Raw genomic sequence first — 22084 nt, 5'->3', positions numbered from 1 at the left:
TTTTGCGGCCTCAAAGCTCTGTACGCAGTTTCCATAATTCCGGAAACAGCTCCACCTCCAGCATCTTGCGCAAATACGATACGCCGGCGGTGCCGCCGGTGCCGCGCTTCAGCCCGATGATGCGCTCCACCGTTGTGACGTGGTTGAAGCGCCAGCGGCGGAAATAATCCTCGAAGTCGACCAGCTTTTCGGCCAGTTCATAAAGCGCCCAGTGTTCGCCCGGCGCCTGGTAGATCTTTTTCCACGCCGCCATCACCTCGTCGCTGGGTTGCCGGCTCTGGCGCCAATCAGTTCGTTTCGCCTCGGGTCCGATATCGAAACCTTCGCGGGCAAGCAGCAACAGCGCCTCGTCGTACAGGCTTGGTTCGGCGAGGATCTTTTCCAGTTCGGCCACCACCTCCTCGCGATGCGCATGGGGCTTCAGCATCGCTTCGTTGCGATTGCCGGCGAGGAATTCGATCGCCCGGTACTGCCACGACTGGAAGCCTGACGACTGGCCGAGCGAATCGCGGAACTGCGTGTATTCGCTCGGCGTCATCGTGCGCAGCACATCCCACGCATTGTTCAGCTGCTCGAAGATGCGCGCCACCCGGGAGAGCATCTTGAAGGCCGGCTGCAGCTGGTTGTCGCGGATCGCCGCCTTGGCCGAGCGTATCTCGTGGATGGCGAGCTTCATCCACAGTTCCGAGGTCTGGTGCTGGATGATGAACAGAAGCTCGTCATGCGCCGCCGACAGCGGCGCCTGCGCGTCGAGGATCTTTTCCAGGTGCAGATAGTCGCTGTAGGACATCTTTTCCCGGAACGACATCTGCGCGCCTTCGCTGCCTGGATCGTAACCGCTCATGTTACCAGCGCCTTCCTGTGGTATTCGGGCGCATCCCACAGGCGCCGGGTCAGGACATCCTCGATGATGCCGACGGCGGCGCGCACCTCGGCCTCGCCGATATAGAGCGGGGTAAAGCCGAAGCGGATGGAATCGGGCGCGCGGAAATCGCCGATCAAGCCGCGCGCGATCAGCGCCTGCATGACCGCGTAGCCCTGTGGATGGCGAAACGACACCTGGCTGCCGCGCTTCGCGGCGTCGCGCGGCGAATTCAGCACCAGTTCCGGACAGCGCTTTTCGATCTCGTCGATGAACAGGGTTGTGAGCGCGACCGATACCCTGCGCAGATCGGCCATGTCGACGCCGTCCCACGCATCGAGCGCGGCGTCGAGTGCGGCCAGCGCGATGATCGGCGGCGTGCCGACCCGCATGCGATCGATGCCGGCGCCGGGCCGGTAGTCGAGGTCGAAGGCGAAGGGCGCCTCGTGGCCGAGCCAGCCCGACAGGGCCGGGCGCGCGCTGTCCTGGTGCTTCGGCGCGACATAGATGAAGGCCGGCGCTCCGGGTCCGCCGTTCAGATATTTGTAAGTGCAGCCGACCGCGAAGTCGGCTTTTGCACCGGTAAGATCGACGGGGATGGCGCCAGCCGAGTGGGCGAGATCCCAGACCGTCAGCACGCCGGCGGCATGTGCCTTTTCGGTCAGCGCCTTCATGTCGTGCAGGCGGCCGGTGCGGTAGTCGACCTCGGTCAGCATCAGCACGGCGACATGATCGCCGATCGCGGCTTCGACCTCCTCCGGCTCGACGATCTCCAGCGTGTAGCCGCGGTCGAGCGATTTCAGCAGGCCCCGCGCGATGTAGAGGTCGGAGGGAAAATTGCCGTTGTCGGAAAGCACGACGCGGCGCTTCGGTTTGAGTTCCAGCGCCGACGCCAGCGCCTGGTGCACCTTGATCGACAGCGTGTCGCCCATGACGATGGTGCCCTCGGCGGCGCCGATCAGCTTGCCTATGCGGTCGCCGATGCGGCGCGGCTGCATCATCCAACCAGCGGAATTCCAGCCCTTGATGAGCTGGTCGCCCCACTCGGCGGTCAGCATCCCGGCGACCCGCGCCTTCGCCGCCAGCGGCAGCGGCCCCAGCGAATTGCCGTCGAGATAGATCATGCCTTGCGGCATGTGGAAGAGTTTTTTGGTCCGGGAGAAATCGGTCGTCATTCCCCGCCCTCGCGCAACCGGAATCGCTGTATCTTCCCCGTCTGCGTCTTCGGCAGCGCGTCGATGAATTTCACCGAGCGCGGATATTTGTACGGCGCGATCGTCGCCTTCACATGGTCCTGCAGGCGCTTTTTCGTCAGTTCGTCGGGCGCCGCCGTCTCCACCAGCACGACATGCGCCTCGACGATCTGGCCGCGGTTGGCGTCGGAGAGGCCGATGACCGCGCATTCCCTGACGTCGGGATGCGACAGCAGTGCTGCCTCCACCTCCGGCCCGGCGATGTTGTAGCCGGCCGAAATGATCATGTCGTCGGAGCGCGCGGCGAAATGGAAGCGGCCCTCGCCATCCTGGACGAAGGAATCGCCGGTCAGGTTCCAGCCGTCGCGGACATAGTTCTTCTGCCGGTCGTCGGCGAGGTAGCGGCAGCCGGTCGGGCCGCGCACCGCGAGCTTGCCGATCTCGCCGCGCGGCAGTTCGTTCATGTTGTCGTCGACGATGATCGCCTGGTAGCCCGTCACCGGGCGGCCGGTGCTGGCCGGCGCCATATCGTCCAGCCGGTTGGAGATGAAGATATGCAGCATCTCGGTGGCGCCGATGCCGTCGAGGATCGGCTTGCCGGTTTTCCTGGTCCAGTCCTCGAACACCGGCGCCGGCAGCGTTTCGCCGGCCGACACGGCGATGCGCAGCGACGACAGGTCGGCGCCTTCCTCCATCGCCGTCAGCATGGCGCGGTAGGCGGTCGGCGCGGTGAAGCTGATCGTTGCCTTGTAGGTCTCGATGATCTCGATCATGTTCGGCGGCGAGGCGTTTTCAAGCAGCGTCGCGGCAGCACCGAAACGCAGCGGGAAGATTGCCAGCCCGCCCAGCCCGAAAGTGAAGGCGAGCGGCGGCGAGCCGACGAAGATGTCGTCCGGCTGCACGTTCAGCACTTCTTTGGCGTAGCCGTCAGCGATGATCAGCAGATCACGATGGAAGTGCATGGTGGCTTTCGGCACACCGGTCGTTCCGGATGTGAAACCAAGCAGTGCGACGTCGTCGCGGCCGGTTTTCACCGCCTCGAAGCGCACCGGCTTGTTGAGCGCGACGCGGTCCAGTTCGGCATCGTGATTGGCGGTGCCGTCGAAGCCGATCACCTGCTTCAGGAATTTGCTGTCCTTGGCGCAGGCAACCAGTTCGTCCTTAATACGCGTGTCGCACAGCGCCAAGCTTACTTCAGCCTTGTCGACGATCTTGGCAAGCTCTCCGGCGCGCAGCATCGGCATCGTGTTGACCACAACCGCGCCGGCCTTGGTGGCGGCCAGCCAGCAGGCGACCATCGCCGGGTTGTTGGCGGAGCGGATCAGAACCCGGTGTCCCGGCTTGACGCCGTAATTTTCGACCAGCGCATGCGCAAGCCGGTTGGTCCAGTCCGACAGTTCCTTGTAGGTACGCCGCCGCCCGTTGCCGATCAGCGCGGTATTGTCTCCAAAACCCTTTTCCACCAACCGGTCGGTCAGTTCGACGCCGGCGTTCAGATAGTCCGGATAGTCGAAACCCTCGAGCGGCATTTCCGGCCACTCTTCGAAGGGCGGCAGGTTGTCACGCGAAAATGTGTCGACGTGGGCGGAGGGGCCGAGCATGTCAGGCGTTCGCTTCTTCCGGGAGGAAGTCCACATCATGCTCCGCCGACAATTTTATGATTGTCGGGATGTCCGATTTGTCGTGTAGTTGCTCGAAGAGCTCCTTCAGCCGGCCCGCCGGAGACACCCAGAACAGGGCGCGGCACGGCTTGTCGGATTTGTTGAAGTAGCCATGCGGTACGCCGCGCGGCATGCGCACCAGGTCGCCGGCCCTGGCCTTGCTCCACACGCCGTCGAGCTTCAGGTCGAGCTCACCCTCCTGGACAAGGATGAATTCCTCCTGGTCGGGATGGATGTGGACTGGCACGAACTGTCCGGGCGCGCTGTTCGTCTCGAACGCGAAGGTGCTCTCGCACACCGCCTTCGGGAAATAGGTCTGACCGAGAATGTTCCATTCCAAGCCGTCGATGCCGGCGCCGTTCGCGGTAATGCCCTTTGCAAGATCCTTCGCCATTTTCCTGTCCTTCCCCTGTTATGATTGTTTGAACTCAGAGAGTACCTGCCGCGCGATCACCACCTTCTGGACATCGGATGCGCCTTCGTAGATGCGCAGCGCGCGGATCTCGCGGTAAAGGCTTTCGACGATATGGCCACGCCGCACACCGTCGCCGCCATGCAATTGCACCGCCCTGTCGATGACCGCCTGTGCCCGGTCGGTTGCGTAAAGCTTGGCCATCGCCGCCTCCCGCGTCACCCGCGCCGCGCCCATATCCTTGGTCCAGGCGGCACGATAGATCAGAAGCGCCGCCGCATCGACATCCAGCGCCATGTCGGCGATGTGCCCCTGCACCATCTGCAGGTCGGCCATCGGCGCGCCGAACAGTTCGCGCCCCGAGGCGCGCTTGATGCTTTCGTCCAGCGCCCGCCGGGCAAACCCGAGTGCGGCGGCCCCAACCGTCGAGCGGAAGACGTCGAGCACCGACATTGCGATGCGGAAACCGTCGCCGGCCTTGCCGATCAGCGCCGCGGCCGGCACCTCGACATGATCGAATTTCAGCCGCGCGAGCGGATGCGGCGCTATCACCTCCAGCCGTTCGGCGACCGTCAGGCCCGGTGTGTCGGCCGGCACCAGGAATGCCGAAAGGCCCTTGGCGCCGGGCGCCTCACCGGTCCTGGCGAAAACCACGTAGAAATCCGCGATGCCGCCGTTCGATATCCAGGTCTTTTCGCCGGCAAGGACATAGTTGTCGCCGATCCTCCGGGCTTCCATATCCATGTTGGCGACATCGGAGCCGGAGCGCGGTTCCGACAGCGCAAAGGCCGAGATCGCCTTGCCGGCGCGGGTTTTTTCCAACCATTTCTTCTGCGCGGCGTCGCCGAACAGGCTGATTGCGCCGGTGCCGAGCCCCTGCATGGCGAAGGCAAAGTCGGCGAGCCCGTCGTGGCGCGCCAGCGTCTCGCGGGTGATGCACAGCGTGCGCACGTCGAGCGGCTGCGGGTTTGCCGGGTCGACCGCCGTCGGCTTCAGCCAGCCGTCACGGCCGAGCATCGTCACCAGTTCGCGGCATGCGGCGTCGATGTCGTCATGCGCGACCGGCAGATTTTTGGCGCACCATGTCTCCAGCCGCTCCGCCAGGTCGCGATGGCGGTCTTCGAAGAACGGCCAGGCAAGGAAGGAGCGGTCAGGCATCTGCCCCCTCCACCATGCTTGGATCCTCCCCTGCGAAGCGGGGGAGGGGAACCGCCGAAGGCGGTGGAGGGGGCACGAAGCGTTCCATCTCAATTCCCCTCGAACACCGGCTTCTTCTTCTCGACGAAAGCCCTGTACGCCCGCTCGAAATCCCTGGTCTTCATGCAGATCGCCTGCGCCTGTGCTTCCGCCTCGATCGCCTGGTCGAGCCCCATCGACCATTCCTGGTTGAGCTGCGTCTTGGTGATGCCATGGGCGAAGGTCGGGCCCGAAACGATGCGCGCGGCGAGGTCGAGCGCCTCTTCCTCCAGCTTCTCCGCCGGCACCAGCCGGTTGTAGAAACCCCAGCGATCGCCTTCCTCGGCGCTCATGGTGCGGCCGGTATAGAGCAGCTCGGCGGCGCGGCCCTGGCCGATGATGCGCGGCAGGATCGCGCAGGCGCCCATGTCGCAGCCGGCCAGCCCAACGCGGGTGAACAGGAATGCCGTCTTCGCCTCCGGTGTCGCCAGCCTGATGTCGGATGCCATGGTGACGATGGCGCCGGCGCCGACCGCAACGCCGTCTACGGCGGTGATGATCGGCTTGCCGCAGTTCAGCATCGCCTTCACTAGGTCGCCGGTCATGCGGGTGAAGGCGAGCAGGCCTTTCATGTCCATGTCGACCAGCGGGCCGATGATGTCGTGCACGTCGCCGCCCGAGCAGAAATTGCCGCCGTTCGGCAGGAACACCACGGCATCGACATCGTCGGCGTAGACGAGGTCGCGGAAGGTGTCGCGCAGCTCGGCATAGGATTCGAAGGTCAGCGGGTTCTTGCGTTCCGGCCGGTCGAGTTTCACCCGCGCGATGCGGCCCTCGACCGTCCAGAGAAAATGTTTCGGCTTGAAGCCGGCCAGTTTGATGCCCTTCACGCCTCGCCCTCCCAATTGCTGCGGAACGATTTCAGCATGGCCGAAAGCCGCCGCGCGTCATCCTCGCCGACATCGCCCAGAAGTTCGCCGATCCAGCCTTCGTGGATCGCCGCCATCGAGCGGAACTCCTCCTCGCCGCGCGCCGTCAGCCGCACGATCGAGGTGCGGCGGTCGCCCTCGCGCTGGGCGCGCACGACAAAGCCGTCCGAGACCAGCCGGTCGACGATGCCGGTGACGTTGCCGTTGGAAACCAGCAGGAACCGCGACAGGTCGCTCATCAGCATGCCGCCGGGCTCGCGGTAGAGCGCCGCCATCACGTCGAAGCGCGGCAGCGTTGAATTGAACTCGCGCTTCAGCCGCTCGCGCAACTCGCTCTCGACGACGCGCGATGCACGCAAAAGGCGGATCCACAGCCGCAGCCGTTCCTTGGCTCCGTTGCCGATGACGGCCGAGGAGAGCGGCGCGCTCACCATGTCTCGCCTCCCGACACCGAGATCGCCTGTCCGGTGACGGAGGCCGCGCCCTCGCTGCACAGCCAGAGCACGGTGGCGGCAATCTCGTCGGGCTGCACGAAGCGGCCTTGCGGATTGCTGGCCATCAGGCTCGCGCGGGCCTCCTCCACCCTGCGGCCGGTCTTTTCGACGATACGGCCTATCGATTCCTCCAGCATGTCGGTTTCGACGAAGCTCGGGCAGACTGCATTGACCGTGACGCCCGTCTTCACCAGTTCGACGGCCAGCGCCCGCATCAATCCGACAACACCGTGCTTGGCCGCCACATAGGGCGCGACGTAGCCAAAACCCTTCAGCCCGGCCACCGAGGCGATAAAGACGATGCGTCCGCTCTTTCGCGCCGCCATAGCGGCGAGCGCCGGTTTCACCGTCAGGAACGAGCCGGTCAGGTTGACGTCGAGCGTCCGTCGCCAGTCGGCCAGCGTCGTCTTCGCCGCCGGGGCGCTGCCGGCCATGCCGGCATTGGCGACGACGATGCCGAATGGGCCGCGCGCCGCCTCGGCCGTTTCGTAAAGTTTGGTCATCGAAGCTTCGTCGGTCACATCGGCAACGATACCGTGGACCCGCTCGTTCTCAGCGGCCACTGCTGCAAGCTGCGCCTCGCGGCGGCCACAGATCGTCACCTCGACGCCGGCTCCAGCCAACGCCAGCGCGATCGTCCGGCCAACGCCGGAGCCTCCGCCGGTGACGAGGGCGTGGCATGCGGTCATGATTTATCTCCGGAATCGGGGCGCCGCCCCTCACCTGCCTGCCGGCATCCTCTCCCCGCAAGCACGGGGAGAGGAGATCTGGCTCCAACGTCGACGCCCCCCTCTCCCCGTCCTGCACGGGGAGAGGGTAAGGGTGAGGGGCGGCGCTGTGCTGGCAGGCTAACCATGCTCACACCTTTCCCGTCATGACGTCCTGCCGCTCGGCCAGCCGGTAGAGTTGGTCGCGTCCGGGCAGATAGGGATCGGGCCATTTTACATGGCGGTCGCCGAGCTTGGCCGCCGCATGCAGTGTCCAGTAAGGATCGGCGAGATGCGGGCGGGCGAGGCAGACAAGGTCGGCGCGGCCCGCCATCAGGATCGAATTGACGTGGTCGGGCTCATAGATGTTGCCGACCGCCATCGTTGCGATGCCAGTCTCGTTTCGGATGCGGTCCGAAAACGGCGTCTGGAACATGCGGCCATAGACCGGCTTGGCGTGGATAGAGGTCTGGCCCGCCGAGACATCGCAGATGTCGACGCCGGCCGCCTGCAGCAGCCGCGCGATTTCGACGGCTTCCAGCGGGTCGACGCCGTTTTCCTCGACCCAGTCATGCGCCGAGATGCGCATCGAGATCGGCTTTCCCGCCGGCCACACCGCACGCACCGCGTGGAAGACCTCCAGCGGATAGCGCATGCGGTTCTCCAATGAACCGCCGTATTCGTCGGTGCGTCTATTGGTCAGCGGGGTGATGAAGGAGGACAAGAGATAGCCGTGCGCGGCGTGGATTTCCAGGATGTCGAAGCCGCAGCGCTCGGCCATCTCGGCCGCCGCCACGAACTCGTCGCGCACCCGCTCCATGTCGGCTCTGGTCATCGGCCTCGGCGTCTGGTTCTGCGGCGACCAGGCGACGTCGGACGCCGCCATCACCGGCCAGTTGCCTTGCTTGAGCGGCGCGTCGCTGTCTTCCCAGCCCAATTGCGTCGAGCCTTTCGGCCCGGAATGGCCGATCTGCGCACAGATCTTCGCCTCGGTCTCGGCATGCACGAAATCGACCAACCGCTTCCAGGCCGCCTCGTGTTCGGGCGCATAGAAACCGGTGCAGCCCGGCGTGATGCGGCCTTCCGGGCTGACGCAGGTCATCTCGATGTAGACCAGCCCGGCGCCGCCCTTGGCGCGTTCGGCGTAATGCGCGAAATGCCAGTCGGTCGGGCAGCCGTCGACCGCCTTGTACTGCGCCATCGGCGATACCACGACGCGGTTGTTCAGATGCAGGTCGCGCAGCCTGAACGGCGCGAACATCGGCGCCCGCGCGCCGTTTACATTGCTGCCGGCCTGGCGCTGGAACCAGGCTTCGGCGCCGTCCAGCCATTCCTTGTCGCGCAGCCGCAAATTCTCGTGGCTGATGCGCTGCGAGCGGGTGAGCAGCGAATAGTTGAACTGCACCGGGTCGAGATTGAAATAGCGCTCGACATCCTCGAACCATTCCAGCGAATTGCGCGCCGCCGATTGCAGCCGCAGCACCTCGGTGCGCCGCGCGTCCTCGTATTTCCTGAAGGCGGCGTCGAGATCGGCTTCGGAATGCACATATTCGGCCAGCGCCACGGCGCTTTCAAGCGCCAGCTTGGTGCCCGAGCCGATGGAGAAATGCGCGGATGCGGCGGCGTCGCCCATCAGCGCCAGGTTCCTGTAGGACCAGCGCTCGCACAGTACACGCGGAAAGCTGATCCAGGCCGAGCCGCGAACATGCGCGGCGTTCGACATCAGCGCATGGCCGCCGAGATGTTTCCGGAAGATGCGCTCGCAGGTGGCGATCGATTCCTGCTGCGTCATGGCGCCGAAGCCGAATTTTTCCCACGTCGTTTCCGAACATTCGACGATGAAGGTCGCGGTGTCGGGGTCGAACTGGTAGGCATGCGCCCACAGCCAGCCGTGCTCGGTTTCCTCGAAGATGAAGGTGAAGGCGTCGTCGAATTTCTGGTGGGTGCCGAGCCAGACGAACTTGCATTTCCTTATGTCGATGTCCGGCTTGAAAATGTCGGCAAGTGCGGTTCGCGCCTTCGAATTGACGCCGTCGGACGCAACCACCAGGTCGTACGCATCCATGTAGAACTGCGGCTCGCGCGCTTCCGTCTCGAAGGCCAGCTCGACGCCGAGTTCGCGGGCGCGCTTTTGGAGCAGCACCAGCAACTGCTTGCGGCCGATGCCGCAGAAACCGTGGCCGGAGGAGACGGTGCGCACGCCCTTGTGGACGACCGCTATGTCGTCCCAATAGGCGAAATGCTCGCGGATCCAGGCCGCGCTCACCGGGTCGTTGGCGGCGAGATTGTCGAGCGTTTCGTCGGAAAGCACCACGCCCCAGCCGAACGTGTCGTCGGGCTTGTTGCGCTCGATGACGGTGACGTCATGGGCGGCATCGCGCAGCTTCATCGAGATCGCGAAATAGAGACCGGCGGGCCCGCCGCCGAGAACCGCAACCTTCATCGTGCGATCTCCTCCCTGTTCACGAAGCCTCAGGATTGCATTGGCTTTGGAATATTTCAAGTATGAAATTTCAAGGTTGAAATATTTTCAGCAAACCGGCGCCAATGATTGACAGGCTGGTCGATTTCAGGTGGCTTTGCGGGCGCAACCAGACACGGGCACCCATGATCCATCATCACATCACCAACTGGGACGACGCCTACGCCAATGGCGTCAACATTCCGGGCGGCGACCGCTGGCCGGCAGCGTGGGTAGAACCGGCGAAGAATTTTCGCGACGAGCGGCAGGCGGCGGGCAAGGCGAACCTCGACATCGCCTATGGCGAGCGGCCGCGCAACCGCCTCGACCTGTTCATGCCCGACGGCGCGCCGAAGGGTCTTGTGGTGTTCATCCACGGCGGCTTCTGGCGGGCCTTCGACAAGAGCTACTGGTCGCATCTGGCAGCTGGCAGCATCGCCAGCGGCTATGCGGTGGCGATGCCCTCGTACACGCTGTGCCCGGAAGCCCGCATTGCCGATATCACCCGCGAGGTCGGCGCGGCGGTCAGCAAGGCGGCGGCGATGGTCGAGGGTCCGCTCATGCTGACCGGCCACTCGGCGGGCGGCCATCTGGCGACCCGCATGATATCGGCGACCTCGCCCCTGCCCGGCGCGGTCCTTGCACGCATCCGCAACACGGTGTCGATCGCCGGCGTCCACGACCTGCGGCCGATGATGAAGACAGCGATGAACGCCGATCTGCGCATCGACGAGGCGGAAGCGCAAGCCGAAAGCCCGGCGCTGCTGCGACCGGCCGAGGGTGCGCGCGTCACCTGCTGGGCCGGCTCGGCGGAGCGTTCCGAGTTCGTCCGCCAGAACGCGCTGCTTGCCAACATATGGACCGGGCTCGGCGCCCATGTCGCCACGGTCGTCGAACCCGACCGTCATCATTTCAATATCGTCGACGGGCTCGCCGACGCCGCGCACCCGCTGACCAGAACCTTGTTGACAGCCTAGGCCTATGCGCCGAAAGCTTTCGGCAACACGACCGGCCTCGCGATGCTTGTGCCACAATGAAATCCGACGGAAAGATGCGATGAGAGCCGTTTTTGTCCAACTGCAATGCCAGCCCGGATCGACCTACCAGGTCGCCGACGAATTGTTCGAACGCGAGGTGGCGTCCGAGCTCTATTCGACCAGCGGCGAATACGATCTCCTGATGAAGATCTACGTCGAGCCAGACGTCGATATCGGCAAGTTCATCAACGAGAACGTCGCCAACGTGCCGGGCATCGTACGGTCGCTGACCACGCTCACCTTCAAGGCATTCTGAGCAGGCCGCTCCTGCTCAATCCACCACTACCGCCGTCACCGACACGCAGTCGCCCGCCTTCACCAGCCCCGGAAAATGCCGCGCGGCAAGAATGCCGGACATTTTTGTCGCGATCTCGGCTGGAGCCGCGCCGGTCCGGCCGACTGGATAAATCCGTGCCACGACCTGCCCCTCCTTCATGGGCTCGCCGAGATCGACCAGCGGCTCGATCATGCCCTCGTCCTCGGCAAAGCAGAAGCAATCGCCCGACGGCATGTCGAGCCAGCGGGTCGGCTGCTTCTCGACCGCGCCAGCGACGATGCCGGAATGGCGCAGCACATTCAGCACGCCGCGCTTGGCGATGCGCACCGTTTCGGCACGGGATGTTCCTCCTCCGCCAAGCTCGGTCGTGACGAACACCTTGCCCATCTCCTCGGCCGCCGTGTCGTACATGCCGACGGTGTCGATCTCCAGCATCTGCACCGAATAGGGTGCTGCGAACGCCTCGACCGCGTCGAAGGCTTTTTTCTCCTGTTGCTTGTCGGGCAGCACATGCGCCGCGCAGAACGGCACGAAGTCCAGCGTCCGGCCGCCTGAATGGAAGTCGAGAACGATGTCCGCGCGCGGCAGCAACTCACGCTGAAAGTAGTCGGCTATCTTTTCCGTCACCGTGCCGTCCGGCCGCCCCGGAAAGCTGCGGTTCATGTTGCCCTTGTCGATGGGCGAGGTGCGCGTGCCGGCCCTGAATGCTGGGTAATTCATCGCCGGCACGATGATAACGGTGCCGCTGACATTCTTTGCATCGAGCGAGCGGGCGAGGTCGTAGAGCGCAATCGGCCCTTCATACTCGTCGCCATGGTTGCCGCCGGTCAGCAGCGCCGTCGGCCCCGTTCCGTTGCGGACGACGCAGACCGGGATCATCACCGAGCCCCACGCCGAATCGTCACGGCTGTAAGGCAGCCGCAGGAACCCGTGCTGGACGCCATCCTTGTCGAAATCGACGGTAGAGGAGATCGGGGAGGGCCGAAGTGTTTTCATCAGCATGCTCAGCTCTTCACGAAAAGCTTGCGCGGTACGCTGGCGAGGCACTCGACGCCGCTGTCGGTGATCAGAATGCTCTCCGTGATCTCCAGCCCCATCGTCTCCAGCCAAAGGCCGGTCATGAAGTGGAAGGTCATGCCAGGCTTCAGGACGGTGCGGTCGCCTGGGCGCAGGCTCATGGTGCGCTCGCCCCAGTCCGGCGGATAGGAAATCCCGATCGGATAGCCGGTGCGGTTGTCCTTGACGATGCCGTACTTCTTCAGCACCGCGAAGAAGGCCTTGGCGATGTCCTCGCAGGTGTTGCCCGGCTTGGCGGCCTCGAGGCCGGCCTCCATGCCCTCCAGCGTCGCCTTCTCGGCATCGAGGAATTCCTGCGTCGGCTTGCCGAGGAAGACGGTGCGCGACAGCGGCACGTGGTAGCGGTTGTAGCAGCCGGCGATTTCGAAGAACGTGCCCTCGCCGCTTTTCATCGGCTTGTCGTCCCAGGTCAGGTGCGGCGCCGAGGCGTCGGCGCCCGACGGCAGCAGCGGCACGATCGCCGGATAGTCGCCGCCGATGCCGTCGACGCCGCGCGTACCGGCGTCATAGATTTCGGCGACGAGGTCGCATTTGCGCATGCCCACCTCGACCTTGTCGACGATGCGCTGGTGCATCGCCTCGACGATGCGCGCGGCATTGCGCATGTAGTCGAGTTCCCGCGGGCTCTTCACCGCGCGCTGCCAGTTGACCAGTGCGGTCGCGTCGCTGAATTTCGCGTTGGGCAGGTGCTTCTGCAGCGAGGCGAAGGCGGCGGCGGAGAACCAGTAATTGTCCATCTCGACGCCGATCCGCTTCGATCCCCAGCCGCGTTCGGCGATCACCTGGGAAAGGAAGTCCATCGGGTGGCGTTCGGTCGATTGCACGTAGTGGTCGGCGTAACCAACGATGTTGTCATGCTTCAAATAGGCGGTGCGCTTGGCCCCGTTGGCGTCCTGGCCACGGCCGTACCAGACGGGCTCGCCGTCAGGCGGCACGATCACCGCCTGGTGCACATAGAACGACCAGCCGTCGTAGCCGGTCAGCCATGCCATGTTCGACGGGTCGCTGACGATCAGAACGTCGACGCCCTTCGCCTCCATCGCTTTGCGCGTCTTCGCCAGGCGTTCCGCATATTCGCCACGCGAGAATTTCAGGTTGGGCTCAGTCATCTAAAACGTTTCCTCGTTTGTTGGCCTTTTTGGACCATGATCTGGGATCATGCTTTGGGCCGGCATCAGCTTTCGAAAATCGCCCCGGCGCTGGCGGTCCGCGCCCTGTCTCGCGCGAGCGTGGCGATCGCCGTGTCCTGCACGCCGGTGCCGGTAAGGTCGGCGATGGTGATCTGTTCGGCTCCCGCACGTCCGGGCTTCAGCCCGGCGATCACCTGGCCAAGTTCGGCGAAATCCGCATCCGCCGCGACCAGCCCGGCCGCAATGGCGTGGTGCAGTTCGCCAAGCCGCCGCGTCTGCTTCAAGCTGTCGGCGACGTAGAGGCCGGCCGTTCCGATCGCGGCCGGGTCGAGCTCGTTCTTGTGCTCCGCGTCCGAACCCATGGCGGTCACATGCTGCCCCGCCCGCAGCCATCCGGCCTTGACGATCGGCGTCTCCGACGGCGTCGTGGCGACGATGACATCGGCGCCGGCAACCGCTTTTTCTCCGTCCGCCTCGGCGCGCACGGTGATGCCGAGCTTTTCGCGCAGCTGCTTCGCCGCCGCTTCCGCCTTGACGGCATCGCGCGCCCATATCCGCGCCTCGCGGATCGGCCGCACCAGCATCAGCGCCTCGAGCTGCAACTGTGCCTGTACGCCGGCGCCGAAGATCGTCGCGACCGCCGAATCCGGACGCGACAGGTGTTTTGCCGCCACCGCGCCCGCCGCCGCGGTGCGCACGTCGGTCAGGTAGCCATTGTCGAGCAGCAGCGCCTCGACCAGGCCGGTCCTGGCCGACAGCAGCACCATCATGCCGTTGACCGAGGGCAGGCCGAGCTTCGGATTGTCGAAGAAGCCGGGGCTGATCTTTATGGCGAAACCGTCAATGCCCGGCACATAGGCGGTCTTCACGTCGACCTCGCCGCGATGTTCCGGAATGTCGAGACGCAGGATCGGCGGCATCGCAACCGGCTTGGTTGCCAGCGCATGAAAAGCGTTCTCGACGCAGGCGACGGCATCGAGATCGAGCCGGACGATCTTGCGCAGCTCGGCCTCGGTGAGGATGGTCATTTTCGGCATTGCGTCCTCCCCGGAAGCGCGGTGCCGTCGGGGGTACGACAGCGCGAAGGAACGCGGCTCAAGAGGTGTTCGCTCACGCCGCCGCCTCCTGCCCGTCGCGCCAGGTGCCGCACACGATGTTGCGATGCAGCCCCATGTCGATGTTCCGGCCGGAGAGCAGCAGCAGCAGCGGCCCGCTCGTCTCGATCTTGCCGGCAAGTACAGCCGCCATCCCCACCGCGCCGGCACCCTCGACGATCTCGCGCTCCGTCTCGTAGGCGTGATTTATGCCGGCGGCGATTTCGTCTTCGGAAAGCAGCACGATGTCGTCGAGCAGGTCGCGGCAGATCGCGAATGTCAGCCGGTTGTCGAGGCCGATGCCGCCGCCAAGCGAATCCGCCAGCGTCGGCAGTTCCTCCACCGCAACGGGCCGGCCGGCATCGAAGCTCGCCCTCATGGCGGCGCCACGCGCCATGGAGATACCGATGACCTTGATGGATGGCTTGAGCGCCTTGACGGCTGTGGCGATGCCGGCTGCGAGCCCCCCGCCCGATACCGGCACCGCCACTGTCGCGGTTTCCGGTACTTCTTCGAGCATTTCCAGCCCGATGGTCCCCTGGCCCGCGATAACCGCCATATGATCAAAAGGCGGCAACATTAGCAATCCCTCATGAGCGACGAGGCGTTCAACTTCTTGTTGAGCATCGTCCTGGCTCTTGCCGACGATGTGCACTTCGGCGCCAAGCCTGCGGATTTCCGAAACCTTGTTCTCCGGCACCAGCTTCGACATACAGATCACCGCGCGGATACCCTCGAGTTTCGCTGCATGCGCGAGCGCACGGCCATGATTGCCGGTCGAGGCGGCGACCACTCCTCGGCGCTTCTCCTCGGGAGACAGCGAAGCGACGGCATTGGACGCGCCGCGCAACTTGAAGCTGCCGGTGGTCTGACGGTGTTCGAGCTTCAGGTGCACCGGCACGCCGGCCAGCTCGGACAGCAACCGCGACGGGACGACCGGCGTTCGCACCACCTTGCCGGCTATACGGTCGCGCGCGGCTTCGATGTCTGCGAGGGTGACGGACGAACGCGACGGCATCACGCCACCTCCTTGCCGCTCACCGGCAACTCCACCGTCATCAGCCGCCCAAGCTCAGGCCGCGCAATGTCGTCGCCGCAAAGCCGCAGGCATTGCCATGCCGAGGCGAGATTGCTCGATACCAGCGGGCGGCCGGTCCTTGTCTCAACCCTGGCGGCGATCTCAGCCGCGCGCACCGCAGTGCAGGAGACGAACAGGGCTTCCGCGTCGGGCGCGATGCTTTCCGCGGCGAGGTCGATCAGCGCCTCGTGCGAAATGCGCGCCATCTCGCGGTCGTCTTCCAGCCCAAGACAAGAGAAGCTGGCGATATCGAAGCCATGTCGGGCAAAATATTCGGCCATCGGACGGCTGGTCTCGACGGTGTAGGGCGTGAGCACGCTGATGCGGCGAGCGCCAAGCGCCTTCAGCCCCAGAACGCCGGCCAGCGGCGGCGTCACCACGGGCACTCCCGGCTTGGCCGTGCGGATTGCCGCGGTGATCTCGTCGTCGCCGATGACCACCGAGGCCGAGGTGCAGGAATAGCAGATCGCGTCGAGTTCTTCGTCCGGCAGGATCAGCTTTGCCGCCTCGGTCAGCGACGGCTGCATGGCGCGCAGATTGTCAGGCGTCACCGGGTTGGCGAACGGGATCCGCGCGACATAGACGCCGATATCCGGGCCTGCCACCATGCGCTGGTAGTCCGGCTCGGTCGTGTGGTCGGTCGCCAGGATGATCAGCCCGACGCACTTTTTCAGCGGGCGGTCATCAAGCTCCGGACGCTCAGCGCGAAGGCGGATATCAATGGGAATGCTCACAGGCCGATCCTCGCCTTGCCTCGAATATATTTCAGGCACTGACATCGGAACCACTACTGCTCGATGCGGCCGTAGCGGCGTTCCAACCAGCGCAGCAGGACAACGGAGAACAGGCTGATGACGAGGAAGAAGGCGCCGACAAGCGTCATCGGCTCGATGTAGCGATAGCTCGAATTCGCCACGCTCTTGGCCTGGTTCATCAACTCCAGCACGGTGATCGCCGACAGCAGCGGCGTTTCCTTGAACATGGCGATGAAGTAGTTGGCGAGCGCCGGGATCATCGGCGGCAATGCCTGCGGCAGGATGATGTGCGTCCAGGTCTGGCGCGGATTGAGGTTGCAGGCCTTCGCCGCCTCCCACTGGCCGCGCGCCACATTGTCGATGCCGGCGCGGTAGACCTCGGCCGTGTAGGTGCCGTAGTGCAGGCCAAGCCCGATAACGCCCGCCACCAGCGGCGGCAAAAGGATGCCGATGTCGGGCAGCACGTAGAAGATGAAATAGAGCTGCACCAGAAGCGGCGTGCCGCGGATGAACTCGGCGATAAAGCCGGTCGTGCGCGAAATCCACCGGCTCGGCGAGCGCCTGAGCAGCGCTATGCCGAGACCAACCACCGCCGCCAGCACCGAGCCGAGTATGGTGGCGAGAATGGTGATCTTGACGCCCTGCAGCAGCGTCGGAAAGATCTGGCGGACGAATTCCCAATCCCATTCCATCAGGCGGTCCTCACGCCGTCGAGCCCGCGCGCCATGCGGCGCTCCAGGGCGCGCATGCCGTAGGAGATCGCCAGCGCCATGATGAAATAAAGGAATAGGATGGTGGAGAACGGCACCAGCGTGTTGCCGGTCTGGGCCCGCACCACCTGCGCCTGGAAGGTCATGTCGGTGAGCGATATCAGCGACACCACGGCGGTCGCCTTCAGTAGTTCGATGGCGTTGTTGCCGAAGGTCGGCAGCATCACCAGCAGCGCCTGCGGCAGGACGATGTGGCGCATCGTCTGCCAGCGGCCGAGGTTGAGCGCCACACAGGCTTCATACTGTTCCTTGCCGACCGACTTGATCGCGCCGCGCACCACTTCGGCGCCGTAGGCGCCGACATTGAGGCCGAGCGCCAGCACGCCCGCCTGCAGCGGCGTCAGCGAAACGCCGAAGAAGGGCAGCACGAAATAGGCCCAGAAAAGCTGGACGAAGATTGAGGTGCCGCGGAAGAATTCGATGTAGGCCGTTGCCAGCGCGCGCACCGCGAAGAACCGTGACAGCCTCCCCATGCCTGCCAGGAAGGCCATGACCAGCGCCAGCGCCGACCCCAGTATGGTGAGCTCGATGGTCACCAGGGCGCCCTGCAGGATCAGACCTATGTAGCCGGACCAGTCGGTCATGGAGTTGGATGTTCCCGGTTAACTTGTGCTCCGGTCCTGTCGGCCACCTTCTCCCCTTGTGGGAGAAGATGGCCGACCCTGAGCTTGTCGAAGGGGAGGTCGGATGAGGGGTGTCCAGCTTGATGAATACCCCTCATCCGTCGCCTGCGGCGACACCTTCTCCCACAAGGGGAGAAGGCAATCGCGCTGATTACTGCGCCGCGCAGAGCTTTTCGCGCGTCGTCGACATCGCTGCCTGCGCCGAGAAGCCGTACGGCTCGATGATCTTGGCGAACTCGCCGCTTTCCTTCAGCTTGGCGAGTTCCACGTCGAACGCGTCACGCAGCGCCTCGTCGCCCTTCTTGAAGGCGGCGCCGTCGCAATAGACCGGCGCGCCTTCAACCGGCGCCACCACTTCCATGTTCGGGTCGTTGGCCTTCTTGGCGAGGTCGTTGATCGACAGGACCGGCAGCGAATAGACGTCGATGCGGCCGTCCTGCACCATCTTCAGGCCGCTCTGGCCGTCCGGCACCACGATGACACGTTCGCGCGGCACGCCGGCTTCCAGCGCCAGCTTCTCCTCGGTGCCGCCGCCCGGCGCGCCGATGGTGCCCGACGGATCCTTGGCGATGTCGGCGTAGCTCTTGAAGCCCTTCGGGTTGCCCTTCTTGAGCAGGAAGGCCTCGGCGTCGCACAGCACCGGCTCGGAATAGGCGACCGCCGCGCAGCGCTCCGGCTTCATGAACAGGCCGGCGGTGACGGCGTCGTGACGTCCCGCCTGCAGGCCTGGAATCATGGCGCCGTATTCGGAGATCGAGGCGACGACATCGGCGACGCCCAGACGCTTGAACACTTCGCGCGCCACGTCGGGGGCCGCGCCCGAGACCTTGCCGTCTGCGCCGACCGCGGTGAACGGCGGCTCGTTGGCAATGGCGATGCGGGCAAAGCCCTGCGCCTTCAGTTCTTCAAGCTTGTCCTGCGCCGCGGCAGGCACCGCCGCCACGAATGCCGCAATAACGGCTGCGCCGGCGACGCCGGCTAGAATTTTTTCCATTGTTTTCACAGTTCCCAACTCCTCTGGTTTTCTTCTATGTCGTCTAGCGGCACGTGGGCCGCGCCATGGCGGTCAGACCCGGTGCCCGGCCGCGATGATCTTCTTCAGGAACGTCTGCGTGCGCTCCTGCTTCGGATGGCGGAAAATCTCGTCCGGCTTGCCTTCCTCGACGATCCTGCCGCGGTCGAAGAACAGCACCCGGTCGGCGAAATCGTGCGCGAAGCCCATCTCGTGGGTGACCAGCAGCATCGTCATGTCGGTTTCGGCGGCGAGTTTGCGCATGACGTTCAGCACTTCCTCGACCAGTTCCGGGTCGAGAGCGGAGGTCACCTCGTCGAACAGCATGATCCTGGGCGACAGCGCCAGCGCGCGAGCGATCGCCACCCGCTGCTTCTGGCCGCCGGAAAGCTGCGCCGGCATGTTTTTGGCCTTGTCGGCCATGCCGACCATGTCGAGCAGTTCCATCGCCCGCTTCTCGGCGGCGGCCTTCGGCGTGCCCTTGGTCAGCATCGGCGCCAGCGTCACATTGTCGATGACGCATTTGTGCGGGAACAGGTTGAACAGCTGGAACACCATGCCGATCTTCTGCCGCATCCTGGCCAGGTGCTTTTCGTCGGCGGCCATCAGCTGGCCGTTGCGCTCCATGTGGTAGAGGTGCTCGCCTTCGATCTGGATATGACCGCCGTCGATGCGCTCCAGCGTCATCAGGATGCGCAGGATCGTCGTCTTGCCGGAGCCGGACGGACCGATCAGCGCCAGCTTCTCGCCGGGCATCACCGTCATCGACAGGCCGTCCAGCACCTTGAAGGAGCCGAAACTCTTGGTGATCCCGTCGACCTTGATGATGGGTTCTGGCATGCATGTCTCTCCCTGTTGAGACAGCTTTATGCCCTGACGATGCGGAACTTGCTAAATCATGTCAATTCATAAAATAAAATCATGACAATTTTTCAGCTTTGACGGGATTTGTCCGGACCATCGGGCAACCGCCGCAAGGTACAATTTGCCTGCAGCCTGCATGCAAACTAGGGCGACAGTACCTGCCGACAACCACAAACCCGCATGCAGCCTGCATGTTTGCGCCAAGGCCGCCTCCCGCACACAGGCTTTTGGGAACCGGCAAAAACGCCGCTAGTGCGCGCCACCACACAACGATCGATGAGACTGATTTCCCACCTGGGGGAGATGACCCGGCAGCTACTAAAGGGCATTGGCAAGCGGCGGCGTCCAACCATCTGCAACACCGGCTCAAGAGGCTATGATAACTTTTGGTTTCAATCTTAGCCGCAACCTAACAAATTGATATAAAAGGTTCTTTTTGATCGACTCCCGACTTTTCGGGATGCGTTTTCCCGCTGGCTCACTCCGCATATTAACCAGTTGTTAACCATTTCCTCGATACACCGAAGCAACGGAAAATTTACAAAGATAACTGATGTGTTAACCCAACCCCGGCCCATCCGCCTCAAGGGGCGATCCTTCCTTGCGCTCGCGCTTACCCCGGAACTGCCCTTCGAAGACTGGTTGGCGCGGCTCGACGATCTTGCTGCCCGTTCGGCTGGATTCTTCCTGCGCCGGCCGGTGGTGCTCGATGTCGAAGGCCTCGACATCGACCGGCCGCAGCTTCGCGAGCTCGTCGATCAGCTCGGGACGCGCAACGTGCGGATCATGGGCATCGAAGGCGCGCGCGCCTCTTTGCTGGCTTCGGACCTGCCTCCCGCGATGACCGACGGGCGGCCGGCCTCAGACCTCGAGGTGCCCGTTGCGGAGGACATGGAAGAAGCCGACGGCACCGAAGCCGCAGTTCCACCCGAGTCGTTGCCGGCCAAGGCCACACCTTCGATCGTCATTACCCAGCCGGTGCGGTCGGGACAGTCACTCTTCTTTCCCGAAGGCGATGTGACCGTCGTCGGGTCGGTCGCGTCGGGCGCGGAGATCGTCGCCGGCGGATCGATCCACATTTACGGCACGCTGCGGGGACGCGCGATGGCGGGGACGACGGGAAACGCTTCCGCGCGCATCTTCTGCCGCAAGCTCGAAGCGGAACTGATCGCCATCGACGGCTTCTACAAGACGGCCGAGGACATGGAGCCAAACCTGCGCGGAAAGGCCGTCCAGATCTGGCTCGAAGGCGAAGCGATCAACACCGGAATACTCGGCTGAACCGAAGGCGCGTCCACAAAAACAGGAGTGGTCAATGGGCAAGGTAATCGTAGTCACATCTGGCAAGGGCGGTGTCGGCAAGACGACCTCTTCCGCCGCACTGGGCGCCGCACTTGCGCAAAACGGCGACAAGGTCGTTGTCGTCGATTTCGACGTCGGCCTGCGCAATCTCGACCTCGTCATGGGCGCCGAGAGGCGGGTCGTCTATGATCTGGTCAATGTCATCCAGGGCGAAGCCAAGCTCACCCAGGCGCTGATCCGCGACAAGCGGCTGGAGACGCTGTACCTGCTGCCCGCCTCGCAAACCCGCGACAAGGACAATCTCACCTCGGAGGGCGTCGAGAAGGTTATCGCCGCGCTGAAGAAAACCTTCGACTGGGTCATCTGCGACAGCCCCGCCGGCATCGAGCGCGGCGCGACGCTCGCCATGCGCCATGCCGATATCGCCATCGTGGTGACCAATCCGGAAGTTTCCTCGGTACGCGATTCCGACCGCATAATCGGGCTGCTCGATTCCAAGACCCTCAGGGCGGAGAACGGCGAGCGGATGGAGAAACATTTGCTCCTTACCCGCTACGATCCGGTACGCGCCCAGCGTGGCGACATGCTGAAGGTGGACGACGTGCTGGAAATCCTGTCGATTCCGCTGCTTGGCATCATACCCGAGAGCATGGACGTGCTGCGCGCCTCCAATCTCGGCTCGCCGGTCACACTGGCGGACGGCAAATGCGCGCCGGCGATGGCCTATTTCGACGCCGCGCGCCGGCTCAACGGCGAAACGCTGCCGGTCAACGTCCCGGGCGAAAGGCGCGGCTTCTTCGGCAAGATCTTCGGGAGGAAAGCGGCATGAATCTTCTCCGTTTCTTTTCCCGGCCCCCTTCGGCTCCCGCTGCCCGCGAGCGGTTGCAGGTGCTGCTCGCCCATGAGCGGGCAACCGTCGGCGACTCGGATCTGGTCACCAAGCTTCGTGACGAAATCCTGGCGGTCATCGCCAGGCACGTTCAGATCGACAACGACAAGGTCAGCGTCAAGATGGAACGCGGCGCAAAGGTCTCGACCCTTGCCGTCGACATCGAGATCCCGCTGGATGCCGCCAGGAAGGCAACCCGGAAGAAGGCTGCCTGACGGCGGCTCACCATCGGATCGCGCCGCTCACGAAGCAACGGTCCGACGCCTTGAAAGAGCATCGAA

Annotated in this window: 23 protein-coding genes; 5 read left to right on the top strand and 18 right to left on the bottom strand. The window is 64.3% G+C overall.

Annotation, left to right across the window (positions count from 1 at the left end; all coding sequences use genetic code 11):
* Positions 1 to 10: 10 nt before the first annotated feature.
* The 9 genes from kynA to OHD58_RS05700 form a co-directional block, all read right to left on the bottom strand.
* On the bottom strand, positions 11 to 844 hold the full coding sequence (gene kynA / locus OHD58_RS05740) for a tryptophan 2,3-dioxygenase (protein ID WP_263802097.1): 834 nt from the start codon (positions 842 to 844) through the stop codon (positions 11 to 13).
* Entirely contained in the window at positions 841 to 2037 is a 1197-nt protein-coding gene (gene kynU, locus OHD58_RS05735; protein ID WP_263802096.1) for a kynureninase, read from the bottom strand. The genes kynA and kynU overlap by 4 nt, the downstream gene beginning before the upstream one ends.
* Positions 2034 to 3656, bottom strand: coding sequence for an AMP-binding protein (locus tag OHD58_RS05730; protein WP_263802095.1), 1623 nt, complete (start codon positions 3654 to 3656; stop codon positions 2034 to 2036). Before OHD58_RS05730 ends, kynU begins: the two co-directional genes overlap by 4 nt.
* Position 3657: 1 nt before the next feature.
* Complete coding sequence (locus OHD58_RS05725; protein ID WP_263802092.1) at positions 3658 to 4110, bottom strand: cupin domain-containing protein; 453 nt, start codon at positions 4108 to 4110, stop codon at positions 3658 to 3660.
* Positions 4111 to 4128: 18 nt separating this feature from the next.
* Positions 4129 to 5286: an acyl-CoA dehydrogenase family protein gene (locus OHD58_RS05720; RefSeq protein WP_263802091.1), complete on the bottom strand. Its 1158-nt coding sequence runs from the start codon at positions 5284 to 5286 to the stop codon at positions 4129 to 4131.
* A gap of 89 nt (positions 5287 to 5375) precedes the next feature.
* Positions 5376 to 6179: an enoyl-CoA hydratase family protein gene (locus tag OHD58_RS05715; RefSeq protein ID WP_263802716.1), complete on the bottom strand. Its 804-nt coding sequence runs from the start codon at positions 6177 to 6179 to the stop codon at positions 5376 to 5378.
* Between the two features lie 11 nt (positions 6180 to 6190).
* Complete coding sequence (locus tag OHD58_RS05710) at positions 6191 to 6667, bottom strand: MarR family winged helix-turn-helix transcriptional regulator (RefSeq protein ID WP_263802090.1); 477 nt, start codon at positions 6665 to 6667, stop codon at positions 6191 to 6193.
* A complete protein-coding gene (locus OHD58_RS05705) occupies positions 6661 to 7416 on the bottom strand; it encodes an SDR family NAD(P)-dependent oxidoreductase (protein ID WP_263802089.1) in 756 nt (251 codons plus the stop codon). Before OHD58_RS05705 ends, OHD58_RS05710 begins: the two co-directional genes overlap by 7 nt.
* A 169-nt stretch (positions 7417 to 7585) precedes the next feature.
* A complete protein-coding gene (locus OHD58_RS05700; protein ID WP_263802088.1) occupies positions 7586 to 9877 on the bottom strand; it encodes a bifunctional salicylyl-CoA 5-hydroxylase/oxidoreductase in 2292 nt (763 codons plus the stop codon).
* A gap of 164 nt (positions 9878 to 10041) precedes the next feature.
* On the opposite strand from OHD58_RS05700, the gene OHD58_RS05695 reads away from it, so the two are divergent.
* Positions 10042 to 10872, top strand: coding sequence for an alpha/beta hydrolase (locus OHD58_RS05695; protein ID WP_263802715.1), 831 nt, complete (start codon positions 10042 to 10044; stop codon positions 10870 to 10872).
* A gap of 79 nt (positions 10873 to 10951) precedes the next feature.
* A complete protein-coding gene (locus OHD58_RS05690) occupies positions 10952 to 11188 on the top strand; it encodes an Lrp/AsnC ligand binding domain-containing protein (protein ID WP_263802087.1) in 237 nt (78 codons plus the stop codon).
* Between the two features lie 15 nt (positions 11189 to 11203).
* Here OHD58_RS05690 and doeB read toward each other — a convergent pair whose 3' ends face one another.
* The 9 genes from doeB to ehuA form a co-directional block, all read right to left on the bottom strand.
* Complete coding sequence (doeB, locus tag OHD58_RS05685) at positions 11204 to 12205, bottom strand: N(2)-acetyl-L-2,4-diaminobutanoate deacetylase DoeB (protein ID WP_263802086.1); 1002 nt, start codon at positions 12203 to 12205, stop codon at positions 11204 to 11206.
* A gap of 8 nt (positions 12206 to 12213) precedes the next feature.
* On the bottom strand, positions 12214 to 13395 hold the full coding sequence (doeA, locus tag OHD58_RS05680; RefSeq protein WP_263802085.1) for an ectoine hydrolase DoeA: 1182 nt from the start codon (positions 13393 to 13395) through the stop codon (positions 12214 to 12216).
* Positions 13396 to 13460: 65 nt separating this feature from the next.
* On the bottom strand, positions 13461 to 14453 hold the full coding sequence (gene eutC / locus OHD58_RS05675) for an ectoine utilization protein EutC (RefSeq protein WP_263802084.1): 993 nt from the start codon (positions 14451 to 14453) through the stop codon (positions 13461 to 13463).
* Positions 14454 to 14526: 73 nt separating this feature from the next.
* The gene (gene eutB / locus OHD58_RS05670) at positions 14527 to 15528 is read right to left on the bottom strand and encodes a hydroxyectoine utilization dehydratase EutB (RefSeq protein ID WP_263802083.1); all 1002 of its coding nucleotides are present in this window, start codon (positions 15526 to 15528) and stop codon (positions 14527 to 14529) included.
* Complete coding sequence (eutA, locus tag OHD58_RS05665; protein ID WP_263802082.1) at positions 15528 to 16322, bottom strand: ectoine utilization protein EutA; 795 nt, start codon at positions 16320 to 16322, stop codon at positions 15528 to 15530. The genes eutB and eutA overlap by 1 nt, the downstream gene beginning before the upstream one ends.
* Positions 16323 to 16375: 53 nt before the next feature.
* On the bottom strand, positions 16376 to 17035 hold the full coding sequence (gene ehuD / locus OHD58_RS05660) for an ectoine/hydroxyectoine ABC transporter permease subunit EhuD (RefSeq protein WP_263802081.1): 660 nt from the start codon (positions 17033 to 17035) through the stop codon (positions 16376 to 16378).
* Entirely contained in the window at positions 17035 to 17697 is a 663-nt protein-coding gene (gene ehuC / locus OHD58_RS05655) for an ectoine/hydroxyectoine ABC transporter permease subunit EhuC (protein ID WP_263802080.1), read from the bottom strand. The genes ehuD and ehuC overlap by 1 nt, the downstream gene beginning before the upstream one ends.
* A 190-nt stretch (positions 17698 to 17887) precedes the next feature.
* A complete protein-coding gene (gene ehuB / locus OHD58_RS05650) occupies positions 17888 to 18730 on the bottom strand; it encodes an ectoine/hydroxyectoine ABC transporter substrate-binding protein EhuB (protein ID WP_263802078.1) in 843 nt (280 codons plus the stop codon).
* Between the two features lie 72 nt (positions 18731 to 18802).
* A complete protein-coding gene (ehuA, locus tag OHD58_RS05645; protein WP_263802077.1) occupies positions 18803 to 19588 on the bottom strand; it encodes an ectoine/hydroxyectoine ABC transporter ATP-binding protein EhuA in 786 nt (261 codons plus the stop codon).
* A 570-nt stretch (positions 19589 to 20158) separates the two neighbouring features.
* Between ehuA and minC the strand changes: the two genes are divergently transcribed.
* The 3 genes from minC to minE are packed head-to-tail and all read left to right on the top strand — an operon-like array spanning position 20159 to position 22018.
* On the top strand, positions 20159 to 20893 hold the full coding sequence (gene minC, locus OHD58_RS05640) for a septum site-determining protein MinC (RefSeq protein ID WP_263802714.1): 735 nt from the start codon (positions 20159 to 20161) through the stop codon (positions 20891 to 20893).
* A 34-nt stretch (positions 20894 to 20927) separates the two neighbouring features.
* On the top strand, positions 20928 to 21743 hold the full coding sequence (gene minD / locus OHD58_RS05635; RefSeq protein ID WP_263802076.1) for a septum site-determining protein MinD: 816 nt from the start codon (positions 20928 to 20930) through the stop codon (positions 21741 to 21743).
* The gene (gene minE / locus OHD58_RS05630) at positions 21740 to 22018 is read left to right on the top strand and encodes a cell division topological specificity factor MinE (protein WP_263802075.1); all 279 of its coding nucleotides are present in this window, start codon (positions 21740 to 21742) and stop codon (positions 22016 to 22018) included. The genes minD and minE overlap by 4 nt, the downstream gene beginning before the upstream one ends.
* Positions 22019 to 22084: the final 66 nt, after the last annotated feature.

The sequence above is a fragment of the Mesorhizobium sp. ZC-5 genome, from assembly GCF_025753855.1.
Classification (GTDB): domain Bacteria; phylum Pseudomonadota; class Alphaproteobacteria; order Rhizobiales; family Rhizobiaceae; genus Neomesorhizobium.
This window is presented reverse-complemented; position numbering and strand designations above follow the sequence as displayed.

What these genes read in the sequence shown, in the direction of transcription:
- kynA (WP_263802097.1), bottom strand. Translation starts at nt 844, where the DNA reads ATGAGCGGTTACGATCCAGGCAGCGAAGGCGCGCAGATGTCGTTCCGG.
- kynU (WP_263802096.1), bottom strand. Translation starts at nt 2,037, where the DNA reads ATGACGACCGATTTCTCCCGGACCAAAAAACTCTTCCACATGCCGCAA.
- OHD58_RS05730 (WP_263802095.1), bottom strand. Translation starts at nt 3,656, where the DNA reads ATGCTCGGCCCCTCCGCCCACGTCGACACATTTTCGCGTGACAACCTG.
- OHD58_RS05725 (WP_263802092.1), bottom strand. Translation starts at nt 4,110, where the DNA reads ATGGCGAAGGATCTTGCAAAGGGCATTACCGCGAACGGCGCCGGCATC.
- OHD58_RS05720 (WP_263802091.1), bottom strand. Translation starts at nt 5,286, where the DNA reads ATGCCTGACCGCTCCTTCCTTGCCTGGCCGTTCTTCGAAGACCGCCAT.
- OHD58_RS05710 (WP_263802090.1), bottom strand. Translation starts at nt 6,667, where the DNA reads ATGGTGAGCGCGCCGCTCTCCTCGGCCGTCATCGGCAACGGAGCCAAG.
- OHD58_RS05705 (WP_263802089.1), bottom strand. Translation starts at nt 7,416, where the DNA reads ATGACCGCATGCCACGCCCTCGTCACCGGCGGAGGCTCCGGCGTTGGC.
- OHD58_RS05700 (WP_263802088.1), bottom strand. Translation starts at nt 9,877, where the DNA reads ATGAAGGTTGCGGTTCTCGGCGGCGGGCCCGCCGGTCTCTATTTCGCG.
- OHD58_RS05695 (WP_263802715.1), top strand. Translation starts at nt 10,042, where the DNA reads ATGATCCATCATCACATCACCAACTGGGACGACGCCTACGCCAATGGC.
- OHD58_RS05690 (WP_263802087.1), top strand. Translation starts at nt 10,952, where the DNA reads ATGAGAGCCGTTTTTGTCCAACTGCAATGCCAGCCCGGATCGACCTAC.
- doeB (WP_263802086.1), bottom strand. Translation starts at nt 12,205, where the DNA reads ATGAAAACACTTCGGCCCTCCCCGATCTCCTCTACCGTCGATTTCGAC.
- doeA (WP_263802085.1), bottom strand. Translation starts at nt 13,395, where the DNA reads ATGACTGAGCCCAACCTGAAATTCTCGCGTGGCGAATATGCGGAACGC.
- eutC (WP_263802084.1), bottom strand. Translation starts at nt 14,453, where the DNA reads ATGCCGAAAATGACCATCCTCACCGAGGCCGAGCTGCGCAAGATCGTC.
- eutB (WP_263802083.1), bottom strand. Translation starts at nt 15,528, where the DNA reads ATGCCGTCGCGTTCGTCCGTCACCCTCGCAGACATCGAAGCCGCGCGC.
- ehuD (WP_263802081.1), bottom strand. Translation starts at nt 17,035, where the DNA reads ATGGAATGGGATTGGGAATTCGTCCGCCAGATCTTTCCGACGCTGCTG.
- ehuC (WP_263802080.1), bottom strand. Translation starts at nt 17,697, where the DNA reads ATGACCGACTGGTCCGGCTACATAGGTCTGATCCTGCAGGGCGCCCTG.
- ehuB (WP_263802078.1), bottom strand. Translation starts at nt 18,730, where the DNA reads ATGGAAAAAATTCTAGCCGGCGTCGCCGGCGCAGCCGTTATTGCGGCA.
- ehuA (WP_263802077.1), bottom strand. Translation starts at nt 19,588, where the DNA reads ATGCCAGAACCCATCATCAAGGTCGACGGGATCACCAAGAGTTTCGGC.
- minD (WP_263802076.1), top strand. Translation starts at nt 20,928, where the DNA reads ATGGGCAAGGTAATCGTAGTCACATCTGGCAAGGGCGGTGTCGGCAAG.
- minE (WP_263802075.1), top strand. Translation starts at nt 21,740, where the DNA reads ATGAATCTTCTCCGTTTCTTTTCCCGGCCCCCTTCGGCTCCCGCTGCC.